The 20,018-nt window shown below is 39.9% G+C and carries 17 protein-coding genes; 8 read left to right on the top strand and 9 right to left on the bottom strand.

The window, feature by feature from the left end; all coding sequences use genetic code 11:
* Window position 1: 1 nt before the first annotated feature.
* From msrB (ACQQ5U_RS18605) to ACQQ5U_RS18595, 3 genes are all read right to left on the bottom strand, one after another.
* Window positions 2-406, bottom strand: a complete 405-nt coding sequence (msrB, locus tag ACQQ5U_RS18605; protein WP_437399866.1) for a peptide-methionine (R)-S-oxide reductase MsrB — start codon at window positions 404-406, stop codon at window positions 2-4.
* Between the two features lie 17 nt (window positions 407-423).
* The gene (msrB, locus tag ACQQ5U_RS18600; RefSeq protein ID WP_437399864.1) at window positions 424-915 is read right to left on the bottom strand and encodes a peptide-methionine (R)-S-oxide reductase MsrB; all 492 of its coding nucleotides are present in this window, start codon (window positions 913-915) and stop codon (window positions 424-426) included.
* Window positions 916-1,024: 109 nt separating this feature from the next.
* Window positions 1,025-1,603: a collagen-like protein gene (locus ACQQ5U_RS18595; protein ID WP_437399863.1), complete on the bottom strand. Its 579-nt coding sequence runs from the start codon at window positions 1,601-1,603 to the stop codon at window positions 1,025-1,027.
* A 162-nt stretch (window positions 1,604-1,765) separates the two neighbouring features.
* Here ACQQ5U_RS18595 and glgB point away from each other — a divergent pair, with 162 nt between their 5' ends.
* The 4 genes from glgB to ACQQ5U_RS18575 all read left to right on the top strand — a co-directional run bounded on the left by glgB (window position 1,766) and on the right by ACQQ5U_RS18575 (window position 8,460).
* On the top strand, window positions 1,766-3,661 hold the full coding sequence (gene glgB / locus ACQQ5U_RS18590) for a 1,4-alpha-glucan branching protein GlgB (RefSeq protein ID WP_437399862.1): 1,896 nt from the start codon (window positions 1,766-1,768) through the stop codon (window positions 3,659-3,661).
* Between the two features lie 96 nt (window positions 3,662-3,757).
* Window positions 3,758-6,157, top strand: coding sequence for a glycoside hydrolase family 31 protein (locus ACQQ5U_RS18585; RefSeq protein WP_437399861.1), 2,400 nt, complete (start codon window positions 3,758-3,760; stop codon window positions 6,155-6,157).
* Window positions 6,158-6,197: 40 nt separating this feature from the next.
* A complete protein-coding gene (locus ACQQ5U_RS18580) occupies window positions 6,198-7,007 on the top strand; it encodes a M48 family metallopeptidase (protein ID WP_437399859.1) in 810 nt (269 codons plus the stop codon).
* A 109-nt stretch (window positions 7,008-7,116) separates the two neighbouring features.
* Window positions 7,117-8,460: an MFS transporter gene (locus ACQQ5U_RS18575; protein ID WP_437399857.1), complete on the top strand. Its 1,344-nt coding sequence runs from the start codon at window positions 7,117-7,119 to the stop codon at window positions 8,458-8,460.
* Between the two features lie 67 nt (window positions 8,461-8,527).
* On the opposite strand, the gene ACQQ5U_RS18570 is transcribed toward ACQQ5U_RS18575, so the two are convergent.
* The 4 genes from ACQQ5U_RS18570 to ACQQ5U_RS18555 are packed head-to-tail and all read right to left on the bottom strand — an operon-like array spanning window position 8,528 to window position 11,485.
* On the bottom strand, window positions 8,528-9,253 hold the full coding sequence (locus ACQQ5U_RS18570) for a head GIN domain-containing protein (RefSeq protein WP_437399855.1): 726 nt from the start codon (window positions 9,251-9,253) through the stop codon (window positions 8,528-8,530).
* Window positions 9,254-9,286: 33 nt separating this feature from the next.
* A complete protein-coding gene (locus ACQQ5U_RS18565; RefSeq protein WP_437399951.1) occupies window positions 9,287-10,384 on the bottom strand; it encodes a hypothetical protein in 1,098 nt (365 codons plus the stop codon).
* Entirely contained in the window at window positions 10,365-10,925 is a 561-nt protein-coding gene (locus ACQQ5U_RS18560) for a hypothetical protein (RefSeq protein ID WP_437399853.1), read from the bottom strand. The genes ACQQ5U_RS18565 and ACQQ5U_RS18560 overlap by 20 nt, the downstream gene beginning before the upstream one ends.
* Before the next feature lie 2 nt (window positions 10,926-10,927).
* The gene (locus ACQQ5U_RS18555; protein WP_437399852.1) at window positions 10,928-11,485 is read right to left on the bottom strand and encodes an RNA polymerase sigma factor; all 558 of its coding nucleotides are present in this window, start codon (window positions 11,483-11,485) and stop codon (window positions 10,928-10,930) included.
* A 217-nt stretch (window positions 11,486-11,702) separates the two neighbouring features.
* Here ACQQ5U_RS18555 and lon point away from each other — a divergent pair, with 217 nt between their 5' ends.
* Both lon and cmk read left to right on the top strand, forming a co-directional pair.
* Window positions 11,703-14,153, top strand: coding sequence for an endopeptidase La (gene lon / locus ACQQ5U_RS18550; protein ID WP_437399851.1), 2,451 nt, complete (start codon window positions 11,703-11,705; stop codon window positions 14,151-14,153).
* A gap of 49 nt (window positions 14,154-14,202) precedes the next feature.
* Entirely contained in the window at window positions 14,203-14,901 is a 699-nt protein-coding gene (gene cmk / locus ACQQ5U_RS18545; protein WP_437399849.1) for a (d)CMP kinase, read from the top strand.
* Window positions 14,902-15,063: 162 nt separating this feature from the next.
* Here cmk and ACQQ5U_RS18540 read toward each other — a convergent pair whose 3' ends face one another.
* The gene (locus tag ACQQ5U_RS18540) at window positions 15,064-16,065 is read right to left on the bottom strand and encodes a YhdH/YhfP family quinone oxidoreductase (RefSeq protein WP_437399847.1); all 1,002 of its coding nucleotides are present in this window, start codon (window positions 16,063-16,065) and stop codon (window positions 15,064-15,066) included.
* A gap of 560 nt (window positions 16,066-16,625) precedes the next feature.
* Here ACQQ5U_RS18540 and ACQQ5U_RS18535 point away from each other — a divergent pair.
* Both ACQQ5U_RS18535 and ACQQ5U_RS18530 read left to right on the top strand, forming a co-directional pair.
* Entirely contained in the window at window positions 16,626-17,381 is a 756-nt protein-coding gene (locus tag ACQQ5U_RS18535; RefSeq protein ID WP_437399846.1) for an SDR family oxidoreductase, read from the top strand.
* A gap of 82 nt (window positions 17,382-17,463) precedes the next feature.
* On the top strand, window positions 17,464-18,045 hold the full coding sequence (locus ACQQ5U_RS18530) for a TetR/AcrR family transcriptional regulator (RefSeq protein ID WP_437399844.1): 582 nt from the start codon (window positions 17,464-17,466) through the stop codon (window positions 18,043-18,045).
* Window positions 18,046-18,318: 273 nt separating this feature from the next.
* On the opposite strand, the gene ACQQ5U_RS18525 is transcribed toward ACQQ5U_RS18530, so the two are convergent.
* Window positions 18,319-19,422, bottom strand: coding sequence for a serine hydrolase domain-containing protein (locus ACQQ5U_RS18525; protein WP_437399842.1), 1,104 nt, complete (start codon window positions 19,420-19,422; stop codon window positions 18,319-18,321).
* Window positions 19,423-20,018: the final 596 nt, after the last annotated feature.

Raw genomic sequence — 20,018 nt, 5'->3', positions numbered from 1 at the left:
TTTACTCTTCAGGATCAAAGTCAATGCTCACCGAGTTGATGCAGTACCGTTGTCCGGTAGTTTCTTTGGGCCCATCATCGAAAACATGCCCCAAATGACTGCCACAATTGGCACAGACTGTTTCGGTACGTATCATACCAAAGGTCGTATCTCGAATATATTCTATGGCTCCTTCAACAGATTGGTCAAAAGATGGCCAACCACAACCACTTTCAAATTTATGTTCGCTTTCAAAAAGTTTGGCATTGCAGGCTTTACAATGGTAGTCGCCATTTTCAAAATGGAGATTGAACTTTCCGGTGTGAGGTCTTTCGGTTCCTTTTTTTCGCAGAACATGGTATTCTTCGGCAGAAAGTTGTTGCTGCCACTCAGCTTCGGTTTTGTTTACGCCATATTTCTTTTCCATAAAATTTCTAGGAGAATTTATTTGTTATCGGGAATAAAATCAAGAGCAGCTCCGTTGATACAATGTCTTTTTCCAGTTGTGTTACTGGGTCCGTCGTTAAAAACATGTCCCAAATGCCCTCCACAAACTGCGCAATGTTCCTCGGTGCGGGCAACGCCTATTTTATAGTCGGTATCAAAAGCCACGTTTCCCTCGATTTCACGGTCAAAACTTGGCCATCCGGTCCCAGATTTAAATTTATGGTCACTTTTGAAAACTGGTGTGCCACAACCTGCACAAACATAGGTGCCCTTTTCTTTGTTGTCCAATAATTCGCTTGAAAAAGGATTTTCGGTAGCGGCTTTTCTAAGTACGTAATACTCCATATCGGTAAGCTCGGCCCGCCACTCAGCATCTGTTTTACTTACTTTTAAAGCGGTTTCCTTTACACTTTCTTTTTTCTCTTCCTGTGATGTTCCCTTGCACCCGATAAATATGACCAGAACAAGCAATAGCAATCTTTTTCCCATGATTCGTTTTTATGTGGTTGGACGAAATTAAATTAAAATCCTTTCAAAAGACCCAATAAAAAAGTCCCATTGATTACCAATGAGACTTAATATACCATTTTTATGGGATTTAATTGATGTCCAGCTTTGTAATCTGTTCTTGGCCAATATTGAGAGCAGACATTACACTTTCAATGTTTGAGGTGTCAAAACCGGGGGACTCAGCGTACTCACTTGGCACAAATACAATTCTAAAAAGCTGATTATCGGTAAAGTCTGTACTCAAACTGGATAGGTCAAAGTTTCCATCAATAAAAAGTTCCAAATCCACGAAAGTATGGGAGAAAACATATTGAATAGTACCTTCATTCAGAAAATAATTTTGAGGTATTTGCGTCCATGCATCTGCCGTTGTACCATCGTTCAAGTCAATTACGCCGTCATGTCTATATACCAATACAGCATCGGATTCAAAAACTTCAAAGTCGGTCACATCCGAAAAATTAATTAGGGTGCTAAAAAGGTTGGCATCAAAGTCATAGTCAAAGTTAACGCCTTCAACTTCTACCACTTGTCCTTGTATGCCATCTGCCCCATCCAAACCGTCAAGTCCATCAAGTCCGTCAAACCCTGGAGGTCCTTGGGGGCCTTCGCATGCCGCGAAAACAAAAACAATAACTGCGCCTAAAATTGTACTAAATTTATTCATGATTTTTGGATTTTTGATTTGTGTTCATTTCATCTGTTGATGCAATAAAATCAAAAAGCGTTCCATTTTTAAAAAAATGTTGTTTCAATTGCCAAACCTGTTGTCATAATCGTATTCTTCCATAAAGATGCGTATTATTGTATAAGTACTAAACCCGCTAATATGTCCAAGGTAATTCCTCATAGTTTTTTTACAGAATTTGATATCAACCTTTTTAAAGGAGGAAAGCACTTTCGACTTTACAATAAACTGGGGTCTCATCTCACAGAGGTTGATGGAGTAAAGGGAACCTATTTTGCCGTTTGGGCACCGTCCGCAAAATCAGTGAGTGTCATTGGCGATTTTAATCATTGGACCGCAGGTGAACATGAATTAAATGTCCGTTGGGACAGTAGTGGAATTTGGGAGGGATTTATTCCCGGAGTGGACAAAGGAACCAAGTACAAGTATAAGATACATTCCAACAATAATGATATTTGGACGGAAAAAGCCGATCCATTCGCTCGCTACTGCGAGCAACCACCACAAACGGCTTCCTTGGTTTGGGACGATGCCTATAAATGGAAGGACAAAAACTGGATGGACACTCGAGAAGAAAAAAATGGGTTGGACAAACCTTACGCTGTCTACGAAGTGCATTTGGGCTCTTGGAAGAAAAAAAATGGTTGGGAATCCCTGAGTTATTTGGAAATGGCTAAAGAACTTGCGGATTATGTAGAGGAGATGGGCTTTACCCATATTGAGTTGATGCCTATTATGGAGTATCCTTACGATCCTTCTTGGGGCTATCAAATTACGGGGTATTTTGCGCCAACATCCCGATTTGGAAAACCAGAGGACTTTAAAGTTTTAGTAGATGCATTGCACCAGCGAGGCATTGGGGTAATATTGGATTGGGTACCCTCGCATTTTCCAGAAGATGCACACGGACTTGGCTTCTTTGATGGGTCAAATCTGTATGAGCATCCGGATAGGCGAAGAGGATATCACCCCGATTGGAAGAGTCTCATTTTTAATTATGGAAGAAACGAGGTAAGAGCCTTTTTGATCAGTAATGCCATTTTTTGGCTCGATCAATATCATGCGGATGGTTTGCGAGTAGATGCGGTGGCCTCCATGCTGTATTTGGATTATTCTAGAGAAGATGGAGAATGGGAACCCAATATGTATGGCAATAACGAAAACCTGGAGGCGATGTCCTTTTTACGGGAAATGAATCAAGAGGTATATGCCAGTTTTAAAGGCGTACAGACCATTGCGGAAGAATCCACGGCATTTACAGGCGTTACAAAACCGGTGCACCTTGGTGGACTGGGTTTTGGCATGAAATGGATGATGGGGTGGATGCATGATACCTTGGAGTTCTTTCAAAAAGACCCCATTCATAGGTCGTATGATTTGAATGCGATAAGTTTCAGCCTCACCTATGCCTTTACAGAGAATTTTATGTTGCCTTTTTCGCATGATGAGGTGGTGTATGGTAAACAATCTCTGTTATATCGCATGCCGGGCGATGAATGGCAACGATTTGCCAACCTGAGATTACTCTTTGGGTATATGTTTACACACCCTGGCGGCAACTTGTTGTTCATGGGAGGAGAGTTTGGACAATCGTCCGAATGGAACTTCCAAGAAAGTTTGGAGTGGCATTTGACGCAATATGATTTTCATTCCGGGATACAAGAAGTCATCAAGGATCTAAATGAGATGTACAAAAACAATCCGGCATTGTACGAAAAACAGTTCAGTCAGGAAGGTTTCCAATGGATTGAATATAATGACCAGGAAAATACCGTAATATCATACATAAGAAAGGGTAATGATCCCAAGGATGATTTGATTATTGTTTGCAACTTTACTCCAGTACCCAGAGAAAACTATAGGTTGGGCGTTCCAAAAACATCCACCTTAAAACTGGTTTTTAATAGTGACGATACAAAATATTCGGGAAGCGGTATGGGCAAGAAAACAATGAAGCCCTCCAAAACTGCATGGAATGGACAAAAGCAATCAGTATTGATGAACTTGCCACCTCTGGGTGTTGTCGTGTATAAATAAAAACTGAACTAAAACGTTGTAGTTGATTGCTTTTAAAAACATATTTTTATTTATTCAGGCTTTTGTAGTTCTTTTGTGAGCCTCAATCAATTATAGATGATAACCAATACGGAGATTGCTAAAACCGGGAATCAGTTCCCGAACCATATAGTCGATTTTAAACAAGAAAACGACAAGTTATACTTTACCACCCAAAACGGTGTTATTTTACAGGTTACTATTTTACGGGACAGCGTGGTCCGATTTAGGTATGCCACGGAATATGTTTTTGAACCCGATTTCTCTTATGCGATAAGCGAAGATGTTAATCTTGGCTACAACGAACTTACCGTAGAGGATGAGATACCGGAATATGTAATCACAACATCAAAAATCAAGATATACATCAATAAGACCAACCTTAAGGTGCAGATTGTTGATATGAACAATGTGATTCTTGCGGAGGACGAACTTGGTTTCCATTGGGAAGAGAATTTCGATTACGGCGGGAATGTGGTAAAAATGAGCAAAGTCTGTCATTCCGGTGAGAGTTATTATGGAATGGGGGACAAGGCATCACATACCAACCTCAAAGGTAAAAGGGTTAACAATTGGGTGACGGACTCCTATGCTTATGGTAAGGATCAAGAGCCATTGTACAAATCAATTCCTTTTTATGTTGGACTTAAAGAAAGTGTGGCATACGGGATATTTTTCGACAATTCATTCAGTACTTATTTTGATTTTGCCGGAGAAAGACGAAATGTGACCAGTTTTTGGGCCGACGGTGGAGAAATGAATTATTACTTTTTCTATGGACCAAAAATGTGCGATGTAGTGGAATCTTATACCGATTTAACCGGTGTTCCAGAACTGCCACCACTTTGGGCCCTTGGTTTCCATCAGTCTAAATGGAGCTACTACCCAGAGAAAAAAGTAAAGGATATCGCCTCAACTTTTAGAAAATTGAACATTCCTTGTGATGCCATTTACCTTGATATTGATTACATGGAAGGGTTTAGGTGCTTTACATGGGATAACAAATACTTCCCCAATCCTAAAAAAATGATCGAGGAGCTGGAAGAAGATGGTTTCAAGACCATTACCATGATTGATCCTGGTATTAAGATAGACCGCGATTATTGGGTGTATCAACAGGCTATGGACAATGGTTTTTTCTGTAGAAGGGCCGATGGACCTCATTTTAAAGGAAAAGTATGGCCAGGGGAATGTAAATTTCCTGATTTTACAAATCCAGAAGTTAGGGAATGGTGGGCCGATTTATATAAGGAAATGATCGCCGATATGGGCGTTAGTGGAGTGTGGAACGATATGAACGAACCTGCCATTATGGAAGTTCCGACCAAAACTGCCAATTTGGATGTACGTCACGATTACGATGGGCATCCTTGCAGCCACAGAAAAGCGCATAACGTGTATGGTATGCAAATGGTGCGTGCCACCTATGAAGGCGTTAAAAAGTTTATGTTTCCTCGTAGACCATTTGTTCTAACACGTGCTGCATATGCCGGAACACAACGCTATTGTGCCACATGGACGGGAGATAATGTTGCCACATGGGAACATTTGTGGATTGCCAATGTACAGATGCAACGGATGTGCCTGAGTGGTTATTCTTTTGTGGGTTCCGATATCGGAGGATTCGCGGAGCAACCCAATGGCGAATTGTTTGCCCGTTGGATGCAATTGGCCGTTTTCCATCCATTTTGTAGGGTGCACTCAAGTGGTGACCACGGAGATCAAGAACCATGGTCGTTCGGTGATGAGATTACGAACATAGTTAGAGAGTTTATCGAGCTGAGGTACCAACTAATGCCCTACCTCTATACCATGTTCTATAATTACATCAAAGAAGGATTTCCAATGCTTCAATCCTTGGTTTTTTATGATCAAGAAGACCCACAGACACATTTCCGCACCGATGAGTTCATATTTGGAAAACAAATGTTGGTATGCCCTGTTCAAGAGCCCAATGCACAAGGCAGGAGAATGTACTTCCCAAAGGGAAATTGGTATAACTATTGGACAGATGAATTAACAGGGGGAGGTGTTGAACGATGGGTATCTGCAGAAATTCACCGTGTACCTTTGTTTATAAAAGAAGGGGCCATGATACCAAAATATCCGGTACAACAGTATATCGGAGAAAAGGAAATAGAAAAATTGGCCATTGATGTGTACTTCAAGGAGGGAACCGAAAAATCGATGGTGTATGAAGATCAGCAAGAAGGGTACGACTATAAAAAGGGAAGATACAGTTTGAGGCGCTTTAAATTGACAGGAAAGGAAAACGAACTGATCATTCAACAGTTTAAAGATGGTAATTTCATCACCCCTTACGACAATTTTATAATGACTTTCCATGGGCTTCCTTTTACTATAGCAACTGTAGAATTAGATAATGAAGAGGTTGATTTGAAGGATATAAAGCTAAATGGAAACAACTCTATCGAAGTGAGTAAGGATTTCACGGAACTCCATATTTTCGGAAAATAAAATTTTGTAATTTTCATAAGACAAAAACACGATTTACCATATGAAAAAGATCTTTCTAACTTTTTTGATGCTTTTGGTGTTGATTGGTTGCAAGACCAATCCGTTCACTGGAAAGAGCACATTGAACTTTTATAGCAACAGCCAAATGTTTCCGATGGCATTTTCCCAATATGACCAGTTTTTGGGAGAAAACAAAGTGGTCAAAGGAACATCGGATGCCCAAATGATTACAAAGGTTGGGCAACGTATTGCCTCAGCTGCCGAACGTTGGTTGGATGCCAATGGATATCCTGGGTATTTAAAGGACTATCAGTGGGAATATAATCTTGTACAAGATGAAACGGTTAACGCATGGTGTATGCCTGGCGGTAAAATTGTTTTTTACACTGGAATTTTGCCCATTGCACAAAATGAAACCGGTATTGCCGTGGTAATGGGTCATGAGGTGGCACATGCCTTGGCCGATCATGGGGCCCAACGAATGAGTGCAGGAACCTTACAACAGATTGGTGCTGTAGCAGGTAATGTGGCCATTCAAGACGATAAGACCAGAGGATTGTTCAATCAAGCATATGGCGTGGGTTCGCAAATCGGGGTTATGCTGCCCTTTAGCAGAAACCATGAAACAGAAGCTGATAGAATCGGTCTTCAGATTATGGCCATAGCGGGGTATAATCCAGATGAGGCCGCCAAACTCTGGCAACGTATGAAAGCAGAATCTGGAGGACAGGCACCACCTGAATTTTTGAGCACGCACCCTTCCAACGACACAAGAATCAGTAATTTGACTGCTTGGGCCCCAGCCGCAAAACAAGAGGCACGTAAATTTGGGGTAACATCCTTCAAGTAGAGTTTAAAAAAAAAGTAAATGTCACTTCGAACCAGATGAAAAATCCACCGATACCAAAAGGGTTTTTCTAATAAGGATTCGAAGTGACATTTTTTTGTAAATAAAAGTTATGACACAGACATTGGCACTGAAGGGAAGCAAGAAACTATTGAATGCTTGGGCGTTTTACGATTGGGCCAATTCGGTATACAGCTTGGTAATCTCTTCTGCTATCTTCCCCATTTTTTATGGGGCACTCTTTCGCGCCTCGGGTGTCGAAAAGGTTACCATGTTTGGTGGAGAAATTGCACGGGCCCCCCTTATCAGCTACGTAACATCGTTGGCTTTTGTTTTTATTGCGATCATTACTCCATTGGTCTCGGGTGTAGCAGATTATTTGGGCAATAAACGAATGTTCATGAAGTTTTTTTGCTATTTGGGAGCTATTTCCTGTATTGGCCTTTACTGGTTCTCATTGGAGAATATCTATTTTGGATTGCTTTGCTATTTTTTTGGATTGGTAGGGTTTTGGGTAAGTTTTGCAATAAATAATTCCTATTTACCGGACATCGCTTATCCCGAACAACAAGATAATATAAGTGCCAAGGGCTTTTCTTTGGGTTATATTGGAAGTGTATTGTTGTTGGGCATCAACCTAGGTATGATCCTATATTTATCGCCTGTGGTCAAATCTTGGGGTATGGAAGAAATCAATGACCAACCCATTGAAATCATGATGATGAAGTACAGTTTCATTATGGTGGGAATTTGGTGGGCACTGTTCAGTCAGTATACCTTTAAACACTTACCCAAAGGGTATAAGCGGCAAGGAGAGCGTCATCACATCATTTTAAATGGATTTAGGGAATTGAAACTAGTCTGGCACCAACTTGGTGAGAATAGAAAGTTAAAACGCTATTTGGGCGCATTTTTTACCTACAGTATGGCTGTACAGACCATTATGCTGATTGCGACCTATTTTGGGGAGGAGGAAATAGATTGGGGTACTCCAGAGTTTAGACAATTTGGTTTGATAGCCAGTATTTTAATTATTCAATTGATTGCAATAGGTGGGGCGTATTTAACAGCATATCTGTCAAAGAAGTTAGGTAATATTAAAACTTTGATATGGGTCAATGTTATATGGGCTATCCTTTGTGTTTATGCTTATTTTCTACAAACCCCGATGGATTTTTTCATAGCCGCTGGATTGGTCGGTGTGGTCATGGGAGGAATTCAAGCACTTTCCCGCTCCACATATTCCAAGTTTTTGCCCGAAACCACGGATACCACATCTTTTTTTAGTTTTTACGATGTCGCCGAAAAGATAGGCATCATCATAGGTACCTTTATGTATGGAATGATCTCCCAACTTACGGGAAGTATGCGTAACAGTACGATTTTTTTAGGCCTCTTTTTCCTGATTGGTATCTTTTTGTTATTGCGGGTTAACAAGGTGAAAGAATCGATGTAGGATAAAAAAAGCCCTGGTTCTTAAAACCAAGGCTTTTTTCCTTCTTTGATTGATGATAAACTCGGTATTATCCTTTGGATATGTCTCCCGAACCGGAAGCTTTGGATTTTATTTTTTTAGGATTTCCACGGTAATGGATGTCACCTGAACCAGATACTCGGGCATCAATGGATTCGTGAGCGGTTACTTTGATATCGGCGGAACCGGAAACGTTTGCCTTTACAAAGTCAGCTTCAAGATCATAAGCTTTAACATCGCCGGAACCTGAAACAGAAACCGTAAAGTCGGTAGCTCTACCGGACAGGTTAATATCTCCCGAACCGGATAAAGAAGCATCCAATTCATCGGCTTCGACCGTTAGCGTTACATCGCCCGAACCGGACATGGCAGTGCTGAAATGGTCAGCTCTGATAGTGGTTTTCCCAACAAGGTCACCAGAGCCCGAAAGACTTGCTCCATTGATGGATTCTATGGGTACGGTAACATATATACCGCTGTTCCAATTGGAAGGTCTAAGATTCATCCCTTTTTCGACCTTGATTACCAGTTTACCGTTTTTCACTTCGGTTTTGATATATTCCAATAAATTGGATTCTCCTTTAAGAGTTATTTCTCCCTCCGTACCGGATACCAGTTCTACATCGAACCAACCGGCCATGGCAACTTGGTCATAGTCACCGACAGAACGTTCAATGGTTACAACATCGCCATTGCCCTTGATTCTTTTCCCCCATTGGGCATTGGTACAGGCCACCATTCCTATTACTAGCGTAAGTGTGATAAGTTTTTTCATGATCTTGTGTTTAAAATTGTTTTTGATTTGATGTTAATTTTGATAAAATGAGATTCCGCCATAGTCACTGGTAATGCTTACCCTATTTCCAGAGTTTGCTTTTCCGTAATAACCACTATAATATTTTTCGGAAGATTTTTCCTTGCTTATATTGATTTCAAAATCATCCTTTCCGCTCACACCTGCATATTCAGTTGAAATTTCAAAATCGAAATGGTACCCAGGGTCATAACCTATTTTGATGCCAGTGTAATCGGAACGTATTTCTAAATCGCCCGCATCTGGTGCCATTTGGTCTATTTTTATAGAGCCATAATCACTATTGATAGACACATTCCCATGGACGGTGCCTAATTTTACACCGATATAATCCCCATTTCCGTTTACACTTTGAACATTGTTCACCTCAATGGATCCATAATCACTGGAATATTCAAGATTTTCCATTTCTTCGACCACTGCATTGGTGTAATCGGCTTTTATGTTTAGGTTGCCCGCTTTCTCAATAGTAAAGCCGGAATAATCCGCTACAATCTCGGCGCTATTGATATAGTCAAATGTAGATCGGGAAGTGTAATCGAACCGAAGTTCGTTGTTGCGGCCTCTTAGCTCTCCTATTTCCAATGTTCCATAGTCGCAGCTTATTTTGGCATGGCCATCAATACGGTCCAAGATTATGCTTCCGTAGTCATTGCTTAAATTTACGCTGTTTTTTACGGGCAACTTGATGGTATAATTTACTTGTACGCTTACTTTTTTGCGATTTCCCCAACTCCATCCCCAGCTATTTTTTCTGTCTCCGAACCTTGAAATGGCGGAAACCATGCTTGGACTGTTTTCAAAATCCACGTCAATCTCATTCAATCGCTCTTGCACGCGGTCTTCGTCGTTACCGTTGGTCTTTATGTGCACCTCGATTACAACTCGGTTTTCGTTCCAAGAAGTTATGTTGAGGTTACCATAGCTGTTTTTTACCTTAAAAAGAGCATCCGAGTTAACGTTATATTCTCTTTTAATGGTTTTTTCCTTGGTGTACCTGCCGTTCAACTTGTCATTGTCCACATGGGCAATAGCGACAAGTGGAATAAAAGCCAAGGCGAAAAAGATGTATTTAAATTGTAAAGCTTTCATCATTTTGTGATTTTAAATTCTTAATGTTTTCTATTTGGCTCAAAACTTCTTTTAAAAGGTCGATTCGGGTTTGGAAATTGTTGATCATTGCGCTCATAATAATTTTACTGTCACCACCATTTACCAAATCTTGCTCAAGGGTTTGGTAATCTTTGTCCAACCGTTGTAATTGTGCCATGGTGTCGTCCACCAATTGTGCTGTTTCCGGAGTTTTTTCATCCTGGAGCTCTTCAACTTGCTGTTCAATAAGATTGGCGAAGTAGAACTCGGTTTGGGTTACTTCGGGAGCCATTCTTACCACCTGTTGTTTAATACTGGGCCGTGGTCCAAAAGCTTGATATCCCAAAAACACCACTAGGGCAACGGATGCAGCTATGGACAAGTGTTTCCACCAAGAAGTATTCTTTTTGTGAAGGGCAATGGTGCCCTGGTTTTGGTTTAATTTTTCCAAAAACCGATCTTGGTGCCCACTTTGTGGCTCTTCTATATCAAACTCTCCGTGGAGTCTCTCAAACAAACTATTTAAATTATCCCTGCTCATAATTAAACATTTACGGTCAACTTTTTTCTTAGGCTTTGTTTGGCCCTCGAAATCATGGTTCTACAATTAGCATAGCTAATGTTCATTATTTCACTGATCTCTTCGTAATCGTACCCTTCAATTAAATGTAAGGTCAAAGAAACTCTGTAATTGTCTTTCAAACTTTTCATGGTTTCCATCACTTTTTGAGCCTTCAGTTCTGTGTAACCATTCTGATCCGAAGCAACTTCATCATTATCTTCGACCTTGTACATTACGTCATCCAAATCCACAGCATGTTTTTTTTGCTGCTTATTGTAATGATAGATGCTTTTATTGATCACAATCCGCTTTAACCATGCCCCAAAAGTGACGTCTCCCTTAAAGGTGTGCAGTTTGGTAAATGCGCTCAGGAACGATTCCTGCATTACATCTTCGGCCTCAGCAGTATGTTTTACAATCCTAAAAGCGGTGTTGTACATCGCTTTGTAATAGCGGTTGTAAATCTCTAGCTGTGCACTTTGCTTACCCTGCATGCACAATTTTAGCAGTGTGTCAATATGTTCATTTTGTTGGCTCAAAAAATGAATGGTTTGTCTTATAGATTAACCAATTTACCAATTGTTACACTTTTTTCTTAAAATTTGAATTTTAATGGCACAAGAATTGCCTTTTAATGGGTGATAATAAGCTTGCGAGTCGCTATAAACATTGATTTTGAAGGGGTTGTGCAGGTTTTAATGTTGAATAAAAATATTGGTTGTTAATTTATTATGACAAAATGACCGAAAAGATGATATGGGAGAGATGAAAATTACCAAATTTGACAATATAGATTTACAAGGGTTGGATGAAGACGCGGAATTGATACCGTTGCTGACCCCTGAAGATGAAGAACAGATGAACAAAGAGAGCCTGCCGGAAACCTTACCGGTATTACCTCTTAGAAATACGGTTTTGTTTCCCGGTGTAGTGATTCCGATTACCGCTGGGAGGGACAAATCCATCAATTTGATCAAGGATGCCAACAATGGCGCCAAGACCATTGGGGTGGTATCTCAAAAAGATGAAAGCGTAGAAAATCCTGGCCCAGAGGATATCAACATGGTTGGGACGGTCGCACGTATTTTGAGGGTACTTCAAATGCCCGATGGAAACACTACGGTGATTATTCAAGGGAAAAAAAGGTTCAAGATAGATGCTGTGCTTACCGAAAAACCCTATTTAACTGCCAAGGTTAGCGAGGCTGCAGAGGAAAGACCCGATGAAAAAGGCAGTGAATTTGAGGCCATTATCGACTCTATCAAAGAATTGGCATTCAAAATCATCAAGGATAACCCAAATATTCCTAGTGAAGCCACTTTCGCTATCAAGAATATCCAGAGTAATTCGTTCTTGATCAATTTTGTGTCTTCGAACTTAAATCTGGCAGTTAAGGAAAAACAGCAACTTTTGGAGATTGCCAATCTTCAGGAAAGAGCCTTGGCCACGTTGAAGTACATGAATATGGAACTTCAAAAATTGGAATTGCGCAACGATATCCAAAGCAAGGTCCGTAACGATATGGACCAACAGCAACGCGAATATTTCCTTCACCAACAAATGAAGACCATTCAAGAAGAGCTTGGTGGACTATCTTATGAGGAAGAGGTTGATGAAATGAGCGAAAAGGCCAAAAAGAAAAAGTGGGGCAAAAAAGTACAGGAACATTTTGAAAAGGAATTGGGTAAAATGCAGCGCATGAACCCTCAAGTTGCCGAGTACTCCATCCAACGGAATTATTTGGATTTGTTATTGGATTTGCCGTGGAACGAATACTCTAAGGATAAGTTTGACCTGAAACGCGCCCAAAAGATTTTGGACAGAGATCATTACGGTTTGGAAGATGTAAAACGTCGAATTATTGAATATTTGGCGGTATTGAAGCTGAGGAATGATATGAAATCTCCAATCCTTTGTTTGTATGGCCCTCCCGGAGTGGGTAAAACCTCTTTGGGGAAATCTGTGGCCGAAGCACTAGGTAGGGAATATGTGCGTATGTCCTTGGGTGGAATGCGTGATGAAGCAGAAATCCGTGGGCATAGAAAAACGTATATCGGTGCCATGCCCGGCAGGATTATCCAAAGCCTGAAGAAGGCAGGAACCTCCAACCCTGTGTTTATTTTGGATGAAATCGATAAACTGGCGAGCAGTCATCAAGGAGATCCTTCTTCTGCGATGTTGGAGGTATTGGATCCAGAACAGAACAGTGATTTCCATGATAATTTCTTGGAAATGGGATACGATTTGTCCAAGGTAATGTTCATTGCTACGGCCAATAATTTATCCACCATTCAGCCTGCGCTTCGTGACAGAATGGAAATTATCCATGTAACGGGCTATACCATCGAAGAAAAGGTTGAGATTGCCAAGCGTCATTTATTGCCAAAGCAATTGGAGGAACACGGACTCACTATAAAGGATTTGAAAATTGGTAAACGCCAATTGGAAAAAATTGTCGAAGGCTATACCCGTGAATCGGGAGTTAGGAGTCTTGAAAAACAGATAGCCAAGGTGGTGCGGTATGCTGCAAAGTCCATTGCCATGGAAGAGGAGTATAATGTTACCGTGAACAACGAGGATATTGAGAAAATTCTTGGCCCGGCCCGATTGGAACGCGACAAGTACGAAAACAACGATGTGGCCGGTGTGGTTACTGGTTTGGCCTGGACCAGCGTAGGAGGGGATATTCTGTTTATCGAGTCCATTCTTTCCAGAGGAAAGGGAACTCTGAATATAACAGGTAACCTCGGAAAAGTGATGAAGGAGTCCGCTACCATTGCCATGGAATACATCAAATCCAATGCCGATGAATTTGGAATTGATTCCGATGTGTTCGACAAATACAATGTACATATTCACGTGCCTGAAGGTGCTACACCAAAAGACGGTCCAAGTGCTGGTATCACCATGTTGACCTCATTGGTGTCCTTGTTCACACAGCGAAAGGTTAAAAAGAGCTTGGCCATGACCGGTGAGATTACGCTTCGAGGCAAGGTGTTGCCCGTAGGTGGAATCAAAGAAAAGATCTTGGCGGCTAAAAGAGCGCGTATCAAGGAAATTATTCTTTGTGCGGATAACAGAAAAGATATTGAAGAAATTAAAGACGAATATCTAAAAGGGCTTACGTTCCATTATGTAACCGATATGAGTGAGGTAATCGATATTGCCATTACCAAGCAGAAGGTGAAGAATGCGAAAAAGCTTTAACTGATGCTTGTCATAATACAATAATACCTTTTCTGGTTATTTTTGGTGTATGGGAAAAATTACGATTGCAATTGATGGATATTCCTCCACAGGAAAAAGTACCATCGCCAAAAGGTTGGCTTCTACCTTGGATTATATTTATGTGGATACTGGTGCTATGTACCGTGCCGTAACGCTTTTTGCATTACAACAAGGTATCATCAATGATAAAGGCAAAGTTGATGAAGCTACTTTGATAGATAAACTATCCGACATACACCTCAAATTTGTACCCAATAAAGAAACAGGCCGCTCCGATATGTTTTTGAACGATAAAAACGTGGAACGTGAAATCAGGTCAATGCGGGTTTCCGGTTTTGTGAGCAAGGTGGCTGTCATTAAGGAAGTGCGAGATAAATTGGTGAAGATCCAACAAGCCATGGGCAAGGACAAAGGCATTGTGATGGATGGGCGTGATATTGGCACCGTTGTTTTCCCTGATGCGGAGCTAAAACTGTTTATGACCGCTTCTCCCGAGACCCGAGCAGCTCGCCGGTATAAGGAGTTGTTGGAAAAAGGGGAGGAGGTCACCTATGCCGAAGTACTTAAAAATGTCGAGGAACGTGATCGTATCGACTCCACCCGAACTATTTCACCCTTGACCAGGGCCAAGGATGCCATTGAGTTTGATAATAGCGATATGGGCTTGGAAGAACAGTTTGAGCGTATCCACGATTATTCCCAACGAGTGATTGCGAAGGTTGGCTGAGAATCGTGTTGAATTCTGGGTTGCACTTATCGGTTATGTATATGAAACGTTTGGCATTTCTAAGAATTTACCTGTCAAGTTCCAACTACTTTTAATACGAGTTGAATTGTTCGATAACCAACTGACTACCATATGATTTGTGTGCGATGTTGTGTTGCGTTTTTATTCTGTCAATTTCAAAATAGTCCTTCCTTTTAGTTTACCTTCGAGCATCAAGGCGATTTTTTGTTGTACCTCATCAAGTTTAATTTCGAAGCAAGTATCTTCTAACTGTTTTGGTTTCCATTTATCCGATAGCATTTCCCATACTTTTCTCCTATATTTCATTGGATAGTTTTGAGAATCAATTCCAATTAGTGTTACCCCCCTCAGGATAAAAGGGAAAACGGTTAAGTCAAGTTTGGGTGATGCTACATTTCCACAACAAGTTACAACACCTATCGGAGCTGTTGATTTAATAATGTTTTCAAGTATTTCTCCGCCAACAGTGTCTATTGCTCCCGCAAACAAAGGCTTCAACAACGGTTTTTTATCTAATTTTTCAATTTCGTTGCGTAATATAATTTCTTTTGCGCCAAGGCTAACCAAATAATCCCGTTCGGTTTCTTTTCCAGTTATTGCAGCTACATTGTATCCCAACTTGCTCAATATAGAAACACTTAAGGAACCAACTCCACCTGTCGCTCCTGAAACTGCTATTTTCCCATCCTCCGGCTTTATCAATTCAGTTAATCTTAAAACGGACATGCCCGCGGTTAATCCAGCAGTTCCGTAAACCATGGCTTCTTTCATTGACAAATTCTCAGGTAATTTAACTGCCCATTTAGAAGGTACTTTAATGTATTCAGCAAATCCTCCGTCTGTATTCATTCCTAAATCATAGCTGGTTACTATTACTTTCTCACCTACTTTTAGCGCAGCATCGTTCGATTTTTCAATTATTCCAACAGCATCAATCCCCGGGGTATGGGGATAGTTTCTTGTAACCCCTTTATTTCCAGAAGCCGACAATGCATCTTTATAATTTAATGAACTGTAGTGTACTTTCACCAATATATCCTCTTTGTCTAAAGGACTAAATTCTATTTCTTTCACAGAGCCAATGTAACCGCCATTTTTCTCTTCAACCCGAAAGGCCTTAAATGTAGAATTTTTATATGTCATTATTTAGTTGTTTAATTTTACATGAAATTTTTAATAAACGTGTTTCAAATCATCGTTCGTCGCTTTTCCAATATGCAACACAACATTAAGGATATGATTCGTTTTAATATTTCGGTTATGCTCAGTACGCAGTGAATAAGTGAAGTTAGCATTTTTCTGGTTAAAATTCTAGTGTGTATTTGCTGGGTTGACACAGCATCTTTTCGAAGGTCTGCTATCTTTACAACCAAAAAGACGCCCAAAGAGCGCCTTTTTAAAAGTTCACGACTATCCACGATTATTCCCAACGGGTGATTGCGAAGGTTGGCTAAGCAAAGAGTTGAATTTTGGAATTGCACTTACCCCGAAGTTGTAGGATTGGTTTCGTGGTCACAACACTTTGTTCCGCTTGGAATTTCATAGAAAAGCTGTATTAGCAATTGATTTTATACAGTATTTACCACACATTTTTATCATAAAAAGTTAAACCAATAATTTATTTGGAATGTTTGTTCTGTTATTAGTATGTTTGTAAACGGAACGAACGTTCCGAAATTATTAATGATTAAATAAAATTAAGAATGAGTAAATTAAGTGGTAAACTAGCCATAGTTACTGGTGGTAATAGTGGTATTGGTTATGCTTCCGCAAAGGAGCTTAAAAGCCAAGGCGCAACAGTAATAATCACAGGAAGAAATTCAGAAAGGGTAAAATTGGCGGAAGAAGAACTTGGTGTAAAAGGTATGGTTGCAGACGTTAAGAGTATTTCTGCAATTGAAAACTTGGTTGAGCAAGTAAATAGTGAATTTGGAAAAGTTGACATCTTATTTGTCAATGCAGGTGTTTTTCAACCCGCTCCAGTAGGGAAAATTAGCGAGGAATTGTTTGACAATCAGATTGCTATTAATTTTAAAGGGGCTGTTTTTACGACGGAAAAATTTCTTCCCATTTTAAATGATGGTGCGTCAATTATTAACCTTTCGTCCATTAATGCGTATACGGGAATGCCAAATACTGCGATTTATGCAGCAACAAAGGCTGCATTAAATTCATATACACGCACAGCGGCCACAGAACTAGCTCCTAGAGGAATCAGAATTAATTCCGTAAATCCCGGTCCGATTGCAACACCAATATTTGAGAAAACCGGTTTGGATGCAGAACAATTGAAAGGCCTTGGTGAAGCTATGCAAAACCGTATACCTTTAAAGCGGTATGGGAGGCCAGAAGAAATTGCTAAACTTGTTTCTTTTTTAGCATCCGATGATGCTTCTTTTATTACAGGAGGTGAGTACAATATAGATGGCGGAACAAACATTAATCCTATTTTGGCTTAATTTTTTTCGAAATATTTGGAATGATAATTCCAATAAGATATTTTTGTGGAAGCGTATTTTTTACGTTTCCACTTTTTTTGTTATGCCTAGAGTAAAACTATTTGATGAAGATGAAGTGCTGACCAAAGCAATGAATTTATTCTGGAAGCAAGGCTATTCAGCAACTTCTATACAGGATTTGGTAGTTCATTTAGGAATAAATAGAGCGAGTTTATATGATACTTTTGGTGACAAGGAAAAACTTTTTAAAAAGTCCTTTGAGCTTTACCGTAAGAAAAGCATTGATAAAATTCGTCAATTGTTTCAAAATCAACCAAATGTTAAAGAAGGCTTTTCTGAACTTTTTAACAATGCATTAAGTGAAGCTTTACTCGATAAAGATAGAAAGGGTTGTTTTGCAGTAAATAACACTACGGAACTTATTCCTAATAATGATAGTTGTCTAGAGGTTTTATCAAGTAATAGGCGTGATTTTGAAAAGCTATTTTATGAATACCTTAAAAAGGGGCAATCGAAAGGTCAATTAAAGGAATGTAAAGATTTACGGTCCTTAGCTTCTTTTTTATATATAATCTATAATGGTCTTCTTGTCGTTTCTAAAATTCACACTAACAAGAAGGAACTAGCAGATTCTGTCAATTTAGCCTTGTCTTTATTGAGTTGACCAAATGTGTTCCAACTTTTAAGGATACGATTCGTTTTTAAATGAATTATAATGATCTATAAATGAAGTTAGTTTTTTCTGGTTAAAATTCTATTTCATACGAACCAATGGGGGTTGTAACTTCACCAAAAGGTATTTTCAATGGATTTAGAAATCCCTAAAAATCAAAAGACGCCCTTTGGGCGTCTTTTCAAAAGTTCACGACCACCTACGATTTTTCCTAATGGGTGATTGTAAAGGAAAAAGTTTAAGTGTTATGGTGTTTCACTTCCCTTAAAGTAACTCCATAAGTTCAAAACAGAGTTGGTCAATGTGTATCATGGGGTCGCCAAGTGCGGACACATTGGATAGTACAATTACCCCATTTTTCTTATCCTTGTTCATAACCATGCAGGAAGTATATCCGCCCGTTCCACCATTGTGCCAAATCCAATTTTCGCCTGACGGCCCTTTGCGCATGTGCCATCCCAATCCTATACCGGATGTATCGTTCATTGTATGGGTCTTGGCTCTTGTCAATGCTAAAGTTTTATTTTCATCCTGAAATTGTGCTATAACAAATTCGGAGAGATCTTCCGCTGTGGATATCATGTCACCCGCACCGGATAACGATGCCAAATTCCAATTTTGTACCGGTTGCCCTTCAGGACTTTGGCCTTGGACTAAAAACACAGATACATTTTCGCTCCCTATGGTACTGTTAGGCATATTATATTTTGAAAATATTCTTTCCTGGAACAACTGGTTTAAGGGTTTTTCTCCAATCTTTGATAAGGTATAGCCCAATAATCCAGCTCCTAAATTTGAATACTTGTATGCACCATCCTCATCAAAAGATAAATCCATTTCATTGGCCAAATAGTATTTTAACTTTTCTGCATCGTAAGCGGAAAATGGGTCTTGGTTACCGATATCAAAGTCAAGGTTGGAGGGCATACGTGGAAGGCCCGAAGTGTGGTTCGCCAAGGTTTTAAAAGTAATCACTTGGCCATTGTTGAACTTAAAATCATAGTAGGGGTTGATGGGATCGTCCAGTTGTACTTTGTTTTCCAAAACAAAATCGGCAAGTAGGGTCGCGTTAAAAACTTTCGTGATAGATCCGATTTCAAATGCATTTTGTCGATTTTTAATCGTAAAAATAGTGTTGTTCCTTTTTTCTACACCATAAAATTTGACCGCTCCATTTTCTATAAAAGCCAGTGCAAGTTGTGTATTGTTCGGGAATACCTTGGTATGGTCAAAAATCAGTTCCGATTGTGCCTGTGTAATGTATCCATTGGTAACGTTTTGATGATCAACGGTTGCCTTTGTTTGTGAATTACCACAGCTGTAAAACAAAAAAAGGACGGGAAAAATGAGTAAAATTGATTTTTTCATTGTTATTCTATATTGACTTTTTCGTTATTATTCAATGTTGTTGCCGATTGAGGGGGAAAGTTCGTGGTTTTTGATAAAAACTCGAAAACTTAAAAATGGCCCAGGAGCAAAATTTTCACCAACAAGGTCGTTTGCAATTTTGACTCCTTACATTCTCTAGTGGAAACCATGGTTGTTGTTCGAGCATCAAAAGCCCTATTTTGATGGTTTTTAGCATTCGGGTGTTCTTGATTTATGTACGGAAAAAGAGAAGTGATTATCTACCCCGAAGTCCTCAAAAATGGGAGGAACGTGACTGCAACGATTCCACTCGTACCATTTCGCCGCTTACTAGGGCTAAGGATACCATATAGCGTTTGACAATAGCGATATGGGATTCGAGGAACAATTTGAATGTGTAGACGATTATTCTCAATGCATGATTGAGAAGAAAGATTGATATGCGGAGCGTTTTTTTGGGTGCACTTATCAGAGCGCTAAACGTAGTGCTGTGATTTCTACGGAAATATAACGAAATCCGTTCAACCATGTCAAAAGAACTTTCCTCCTTATAATCTTATGGCGTGGTTTGTCAAGGAGTCCGCGTGAGCGGACGT

Origin of the sequence: Flagellimonas lutimaris (assembly GCF_051494225.1) — a bacterium.
Taxonomy (GTDB): Bacteria; Bacteroidota; Bacteroidia; order Flavobacteriales; family Flavobacteriaceae; genus Flagellimonas; species Flagellimonas lutimaris_A.
This window is presented reverse-complemented; position numbering and strand designations above follow the sequence as displayed.

Bases quoted from the DNA above. Each gene is read 5' to 3' on its own strand.
- ACQQ5U_RS18540 (WP_437399847.1), bottom strand. From the start codon at position 16,065: ATGACATATAAAAATTCTACATTTAAGGCCTTTCGGGTTGAAGAGAAA.
- glgB (WP_437399862.1), top strand. From the start codon at position 1,766: ATGTCCAAGGTAATTCCTCATAGTTTTTTTACAGAATTTGATATCAAC.
- msrB (WP_437399866.1), bottom strand. From the start codon at position 406: ATGGAAAAGAAATATGGCGTAAACAAAACCGAAGCTGAGTGGCAGCAA.
- ACQQ5U_RS18595 (WP_437399863.1), bottom strand. From the start codon at position 1,603: ATGAATAAATTTAGTACAATTTTAGGCGCAGTTATTGTTTTTGTTTTC.
- ACQQ5U_RS18530 (WP_437399844.1), top strand. From the start codon at position 17,464: ATGCCTAGAGTAAAACTATTTGATGAAGATGAAGTGCTGACCAAAGCA.
- ACQQ5U_RS18585 (WP_437399861.1), top strand. From the start codon at position 3,758: ATGATAACCAATACGGAGATTGCTAAAACCGGGAATCAGTTCCCGAAC.
- msrB (WP_437399864.1), bottom strand. From the start codon at position 915: ATGGGAAAAAGATTGCTATTGCTTGTTCTGGTCATATTTATCGGGTGC.
- ACQQ5U_RS18570 (WP_437399855.1), bottom strand. From the start codon at position 9,253: ATGAAAAAACTTATCACACTTACGCTAGTAATAGGAATGGTGGCCTGT.
- ACQQ5U_RS18560 (WP_437399853.1), bottom strand. From the start codon at position 10,925: ATGAGCAGGGATAATTTAAATAGTTTGTTTGAGAGACTCCACGGAGAG.
- ACQQ5U_RS18525 (WP_437399842.1), bottom strand. From the start codon at position 19,422: ATGAAAAAATCAATTTTACTCATTTTTCCCGTCCTTTTTTTGTTTTAC.
- ACQQ5U_RS18575 (WP_437399857.1), top strand. From the start codon at position 7,117: ATGACACAGACATTGGCACTGAAGGGAAGCAAGAAACTATTGAATGCT.
- cmk (WP_437399849.1), top strand. From the start codon at position 14,203: ATGGGAAAAATTACGATTGCAATTGATGGATATTCCTCCACAGGAAAA.
- lon (WP_437399851.1), top strand. From the start codon at position 11,703: ATGGGAGAGATGAAAATTACCAAATTTGACAATATAGATTTACAAGGG.
- ACQQ5U_RS18535 (WP_437399846.1), top strand. From the start codon at position 16,626: ATGAGTAAATTAAGTGGTAAACTAGCCATAGTTACTGGTGGTAATAGT.
- ACQQ5U_RS18580 (WP_437399859.1), top strand. From the start codon at position 6,198: ATGAAAAAGATCTTTCTAACTTTTTTGATGCTTTTGGTGTTGATTGGT.
- ACQQ5U_RS18565 (WP_437399951.1), bottom strand. From the start codon at position 10,384: ATGAAAGCTTTACAATTTAAATACATCTTTTTCGCCTTGGCTTTTATT.